General features: G+C 33.9%; 7 protein-coding genes and 1 pseudogene. All 8 read right to left on the reverse strand.

Going from position 1 to position 6,671, the window contains the following annotated elements; translation table 11 throughout:
• Nucleotides 1-1,169: pseudogene (locus L6Q46_RS11615) on the reverse strand (hypothetical protein); the annotation flags it as partial.
• Between the two features lie 11 nt (nucleotides 1,170-1,180).
• A complete protein-coding gene (locus tag L6Q46_RS11620) occupies nucleotides 1,181-1,660 on the reverse strand; it encodes a T9SS type A sorting domain-containing protein (protein ID WP_291284441.1) in 480 nt (159 codons plus the stop codon).
• 364 nt (nucleotides 1,661-2,024) lie between these two features.
• Complete coding sequence (locus L6Q46_RS11625; protein ID WP_291284442.1) at nucleotides 2,025-2,642, reverse strand: matrixin family metalloprotease; 618 nt, start codon at nucleotides 2,640-2,642, stop codon at nucleotides 2,025-2,027.
• 76 nt (nucleotides 2,643-2,718) lie between these two features.
• Complete coding sequence (locus tag L6Q46_RS11630) at nucleotides 2,719-3,408, reverse strand: Bax inhibitor-1 family protein (RefSeq protein WP_291284443.1); 690 nt, start codon at nucleotides 3,406-3,408, stop codon at nucleotides 2,719-2,721.
• Between the two features lie 115 nt (nucleotides 3,409-3,523).
• Nucleotides 3,524-4,486, reverse strand: a complete 963-nt coding sequence (locus L6Q46_RS11635; protein ID WP_291284444.1) for a sodium-dependent bicarbonate transport family permease — start codon at nucleotides 4,484-4,486, stop codon at nucleotides 3,524-3,526.
• A gap of 22 nt (nucleotides 4,487-4,508) precedes the next feature.
• Nucleotides 4,509-5,462, reverse strand: a complete 954-nt coding sequence (locus tag L6Q46_RS11640) for an L-threonylcarbamoyladenylate synthase (RefSeq protein ID WP_291284445.1) — start codon at nucleotides 5,460-5,462, stop codon at nucleotides 4,509-4,511.
• A 3-nt stretch (nucleotides 5,463-5,465) separates the two neighbouring features.
• Nucleotides 5,466-6,320 (reverse strand): DUF6671 family protein, encoded by an 855-nt coding sequence (locus L6Q46_RS11645; RefSeq protein WP_291284446.1) that lies wholly within the window; start codon nucleotides 6,318-6,320, stop codon nucleotides 5,466-5,468.
• Nucleotides 6,310-6,588, reverse strand: a complete 279-nt coding sequence (locus L6Q46_RS11650) for a hypothetical protein (RefSeq protein ID WP_111565860.1) — start codon at nucleotides 6,586-6,588, stop codon at nucleotides 6,310-6,312. Before L6Q46_RS11650 ends, L6Q46_RS11645 begins: the two co-directional genes overlap by 11 nt.
• Nucleotides 6,589-6,671: the final 83 nt, after the last annotated feature.

Below are 6,671 nucleotides of genomic sequence, written 5' to 3' on the forward strand. Positions count from 1 at the left end.
GTTGCTCCGTCTAAACCATCGTTACCTGCTGGACCTTGTGGACCCATTGGACCTGTAGCTCCATCTAATCCATCATTTCCTGCTGGACCTTGTGGACCCATTGGGCCTGTTGCTCCGTCTAAACCATCGTTACCTGCTGGACCTTGAGGACCCATTGGACCTGTTGCTCCATCTAAACCATCATTACCTGCTGGACCTTGAGGACCCATCGGACCTGTTGCTCCGTCTAAACCATCATTACCTGCTGGACCTTGTGGACCCATTGGACCTGTTGCTCCGTCTAAACCATCGTTACCTGCTGGACCTTGTGGACCCATTGGACCTGTAGCTCCATCTAATCCATCATTTCCTGCTGGACCTTGTGGACCCATTGGGCCTGTTGCTCCGTCTAATCCATTTATTCCATCAACACCGTTTAATCCTGCTGGACCTTGTGGACCCATCGGACCTGTTGCTCCATCTAATCCATTAATTCCATCAACACCATTTAATCCTGCTGGACCTTGTGGACCCATTGGGCCTGTTGCTCCGTCTAATCCATCATTACCTGCTGGACCTTGAGGACCCATTGGACCTGTTGCTCCGTCTAATCCATTTATTCCATCAACACCGTTTAATCCTGCTGGACCTTGTGGACCCATTGGGCCTGTTGCTCCGTCTAATCCATCATTACCTGCTGGACCTTGAGGACCCATTGGACCTGTAGCTCCATCTAAACCGTCATTACCTGCTGGACCTTGAGGACCCATTGGACCTGCTATTGAGCTTCCTGAATTTAATGCATATAGCGCATAAGGAACACTCATTAATTGAGATACACCAACAATTGTATATGAATTACCGCCTGTAGGATCTGTTTCTGTTTTAATAAAATAAGGACCATTTGCCCAATTTATTGTATTATAAGTACCAATTGTTGGAGTTCCATTACCTATTTCTAATGTAATTAATCCGTTAATGTTTGAAATAGGAGTCTGTGTTTCTACATAAACTTCTGTACCAACGACAGAACCTTGTAAAACGCTAATTCTCATTCCAACGGCTTGATTAGTAATCAAATTGTTTGAAGAATTTCTTATTACCGCTTGGTAACTCATATAATTCTGACTCTGTGAAAATGCTGCTAGAGAAACAAATAACAGCAATACCAAATAGTATATTTTTTTCATAATTTATTAATTTAATTGGTTAGTTTTTTTATGATTTTAAAAGTTTTTACCTCTTTTCCTTTGTCTATAACTTTCAACAAATAAATTGCCTCTGGATATTTATCCATTTGAACTATTGTTAAATTATCATAGATTTTATTATTCTCTATCAATCTTCCATTGATATCAAACATTTGATATTGAAGAGATTCAAAACTGGATTCTTTTACTTTTAAGTAAATTTTATCTGTTGTTGGGTTAGGATAAACAGATAGTTCTAAACTAATATTAAAATTATCTGATCCCAATACAGTCTGAATTTCAAATGGTTGTTCTACACCTGGCGATAAATAAGCGGTACCTCCATTAACTGTTTTGTAAAATAGCTGCCCTACGGAATAGCTTACATTACCGTTAGCACCTGAGGAATTTCCTCCCGAGGATAAAATCGATTCTTGAGCATATATTTGTGTTATAGCCAAACACGCTCCAATGAGTAATAATTTCTTCATATTGATTTGTTTTTGAGGTTTTTAACTTTTAATTTAAGTTTCTTAGAGTTAGTTATGAGAAGACAAAAAGTGTACTTAAACTCTTAAATATTGTTTGTTAAAATTATCCAAAAACCATAAAGAAAGAATAAAATGATAGGCTAACTTAATAGTTGTCTATTAGACAAGTTTAAGTGTTGCCCTTTTAAGAATAAGTGGATGAAAAAAAACTGAAAGAGATTATATAATAGACGATAAATTGATCTAAAAAAGAGAAAAAAGAGAAGATTTGACTTAAATTTAGAAATTCAAACAAATAAATTTGCTTTTTTTATTTGAATTATTAAAGAAATATTTTTGCTATAATCAATTTTAAATCTATACTTTAATTTAGCATGTTTTTGCATTTTTTACACAATGCTAATTTAGCATTATCAATAGTTTTTAGGCTTTCCACAGCATCAGTCATAACACAAGTTTTGTCTGGACAGTGAGATAATCCTAAATTATGTCCGAATTCATGAACGGCTACTTTTTTAAAACGTGTAAAATGCGTTTTTGAGTTGGGATGTTGAATCCTAAAAGTCGAAACAATACAACTATTTCCAGGGCAATACGCCAAACCCATAATTCCCCAATCAGCATATTTGTAGGTTGGGGTTTTTATTTTTCCCCATTTATCTTTTTTGGTTACAGAAATGTCTTTTGAAGTTAATCCCAGTACAAAATCTAAAGAATCTACTTTGTTCTTTTTTTGTAGATTAATCATTTTATCTGCACGATAGCGTGGTGATTTAACTTCTGTAAAAGCTTCTTTATATAATTCTTTGGAAGGAAGAACAACAGTTTTAATCTGATAAAAATCGGCAATTGTTTTAGCTATTGTATCTGTTTTAGCTTCTGGAAATATACCATAAGGCTGAATGCCAACGGTTAATTGTTTGGTTTCGTTGGATTGACAAGAAAATAAAAATAAGCTAACTAAAAGTAAAACTATTCGCATAAAACAAATTATTGCTTTAAAACGAAAAACCCTGAAATTTAGTATTTCAGGGTTTTAAATATGTATTGAAAATCAATTATTTTCTACTCATTAATATTCTTAAAATATACCAGAACAATAACATAATCGAAGCGAACAATTGTAATGAAGCTCCCACGTATTGGTCTGTACTGAATTGGTCCTTAATTTGACTTGTTTGATATAAAATACTAGCAGAAGCTAATACCACCATCCCAACAGAAAACCATAATCCTAAATTAAATCCGAAAATAGCGCCTACAACAATAACTCCTAAAGCTACAAAACCACCGATAGTGATTGCTGTTCTTAAGAATGAGAAATCAGTTTTTGTCATAAAAACTACCGCAGTTAATCCTGAAAACATGAACAAAGTGATAATCGCAGCTTGCATAATCATTTCGCTACCAGAATATAAAACAGCCATAGCAATCATTGGTAAGAAAATAATTGCTTCAAGTAAAACATATAAACCTAAGCCTAAATATTGTTTGTCTCTATCTGGATGAAAAACCAATCGGTCTGATAAGGTAGAACCTAACCAAAATAATCCTAAAATAAACAACCATACAAATTTTCCGCCCATCATCATTAAAATCCATTCCATTGGAACAATTCGTAATAAAATTGATTCTACTAGCATGAATGCTAAAATTGCATACGCAACATGACTATACGTCTTTTTAAAAAAGGTAGCTCTATCTGCATCAGTTGCATAAGAAACCACTACATTGTTTTCAGAGTTCATAAAATTTTGTTTTAAAGTTTATCGAATGTACTATTTTCCTAGAAATAAAAAAACTTTAAATCTATTTTATATCTCAAAAAACGATTAAATACTTAAAAATCAATTCAATTAAAATTTAAAAATGTTGCACAATGTAAAAGTAAATCGGCATTCCAATAGTAATATTTACAGGAAACGTTATCGCTAATGCCATTGGTAAAAACAACCCTGGATTAGCTTTCGGAACTGTTATTTTCATTGCTGCTGGAACTGCGATATAAGATGCACTAGCCGCAAGTATAGAAAAGATAAATCGATTTGAAATATCGTCAGTAACAAAACCACTTAACCAAGCAAAAACACTACCGTTTACTAATGGAATCAGTAAAGCAAATGCAAACGGAAACCAGCCATGAGCGAAGAAAGATTTCAATTTTTTACCGCTAGTAATTCCCATGTCTAATAAAAATATTGCTAAAAACCCTTTGAATAAATCATTTGTAAAAGGTTGAATTCCTTGTGCTTCTTTGGCACTAGTTAAATATCCGATGACCAAACTTCCTAAAATTAGCAATACACTCCCATTGGTGAAAGAATGACGAAGAATTTCAGTTTTATTAATCTTTTGCGTTTGCTCTTTATTAAAAATAGAAATCAATACCAACCCCACAATAATTGCAGGCGATTCCATTAGCGCCATTATAGCTACCATATATCCGTGTAACTCTAATTGATGCGATTCTAAATAGGAAACCGCCGTTACAAATGTTACAGCACTAATCGAACCATAAGCAGCCGCAATGGCTCCCGCATCATATACATTCAATTTACGTTTCAAGATAAAGAAAGTATAAAGTGGAATTATAATGGCAATCGAAATTCCAAACAGCATCGACCAAATGACTTCACTATTTATGGTTTCATGCGATAATTCTTGCCCTCCTTTAAATCCAATAGCAAAAAGTAAATACAGCGAAATAAATTTTGAAGAATTATTGGGTATTTCTAAATCGCTTTTTAAGTAAACAGCAATAATACCTAAGATAAAATACAGTAAAGCGGGGTTTGTTAAATTCTCTAATAATAAATTTAAATCCATTTTTTAATTTTTAATTGTTGTGTTATTTTTTTGAAGCTCGTTCTAATCTATCGTTGATAGAAATTCCTAAACCGTATTCAGGCAAACGTTCGGCAATTATTAAATCCAAATTCATTTTATCTAATTTATGCATCGCATGGTATAATTTGGATGCCGCAATTTTTAAATCGCTTTCCTCTGATAAAACGATTTGATTTTTTCTCTCAAAATCAGGCATGAAAGAATTGTAAAGAAGCAATCCAATTTTCTTATCAGAATACCAATCTAATTCTTCTTGAACATTTCGAGTTAGGATAAAATCCGTTTTTGGAGAATAGTGCTTAAGTAACATTCCTGGAGCAATCGGTTGCTTTTCTTTCTTGTTTAGTAAGGTAACACTTCCTGAAACTTTTTCGATTTCTTCTAAAGCTAATGCTCCCAAACGATACACCACTACTCTATTATTTTCAAATCCAATAATCGTAGATTCGATTCCAGCGGAACATTCTCCACCATCCAAAACCATATTGATTTGATTTCCAAAGTAATTTTCAACATGTTCAGCGCTTGTTGGACTTATACTAGTAAAAGGATTTGCACTTGGAGCGACCAAAGGAAAATCTAAATGTCTTAAAAGCTCCAAAGCCACAGGATGATTTGGGACACGAACCGCTACGGTATCTTGATTTGCAGTGAGTAAGTCTGGAATATAAGGTTGCTTTTTTAAAATGAATGTCAATGGTCCTGGCCAAAAAGCATTTGCTAATTCATAAGCCATTGGCGGAATTTCTTGTGCAACCTGTTCTAAATCTTCAATTCCTTTAATGTGAACGATTAAGGGGTTAAAAGTAGGACGTTTTTTTACATCAAATATTTTATGAATGGCTTCGGTTTCAAATGCGTTTCCTGCCAATCCGTAAACGGTTTCTGTTGGAAAACCTATAATTCCATTATCGTTAAGATGTTGAACCGCTAAATTAATATCTGTACTTATCATATTTTATGGGTTACAAAAATCGCAATACATTGGGTCTTCGGTTTTCTTCCCATTTGGATATAAAACTTTAGACTCGTAATTACAATGTTGGCATTTATAAATATGCACCGAAGTTGAACGTGTTGGCATAGAACAACTACTACATAACAAACCGGCTTCGGCACCAACCACGCCAAAGCCGGGATATAGGCATTCGGGACAAACCGAGTGCAACTTGTTAATTAACCTAAAACTAACATCATTTATAATCTTCATTCGGGTTGGATTGTACATAGCACGCATGTCCGTTTCTATGAAACACGAATTACTAGAAGCAATTATTTCATCAAATTTGGTTTCAACCAAATCATAATCGGTAATATTTTTATAAATTTTAGTCCAATTTTCAGCAGCATTTTTCAAAATAACACCATGCGAAGGAAATTGTACTTTATCTAAAAAAGCTTTTAACTCATCTCGAGTATGAATTTCCGAACTATCAAAATTGGTTTCCATGCTCAAAAAACGTTCTACAATTTCGAGATTGTGTTTTTGGTCAACTAGCATGATCAATTCGTCATTAGCAGGAGCAAAAAATACAGTGGGATGATTTCCAAAGGAACCTTCAGTTGCTATCGCTAAATCAAATCCTTCTGCTTGCATTCCTTCCCAACATTTTTTTCTGAGCGTAGTTAAAGCATCATCTTTTCGATCAATTTCTCCTGAAAATGTGCCTAAACTATCGGTGTCAAAGTCTTCCGTCACAAAACAAGTGACGCCAAGAGCTTTTTCAAGTAAAGGAGCAATAACAGCTTCCTTTTCATGTTTTGTTACAATGAGCAAACGACGTCCAGAAAAAAAATCAGGTTTAGTCTTCATACTCAATTTCGATAAACGATTTTATTTTTAATTTTTTATTGTGTGCTTTAGCTTCTTCTAGAATTTCTGAAATATGAGCTACACTTTCTCGTAATTGATCAATTCTACAAAGTGCTTTTTCATCATCTTCTCCATAACGAATCTGAGAACTAAAATTTTGTATCTTATTGAAATTGATGTTTTTATTACACATATCCAATAAGATTTCACGAGCTTCAAACGAATTAAATTCGCCATTAATCAAATTAATTTTCTTCAGGGTTTCCATAAGTAATGTCTGTTAAATTATGTATTAAACGAATTATTGTAAGCATCCCAAGTATTGCTAGCCCGCCATATAGTTCTTGTATA

It is taken from the genome of Flavobacterium sp. (assembly GCF_023151265.1).
Classification (GTDB): Bacteria; Bacteroidota; Bacteroidia; order Flavobacteriales; family Flavobacteriaceae; genus Flavobacterium.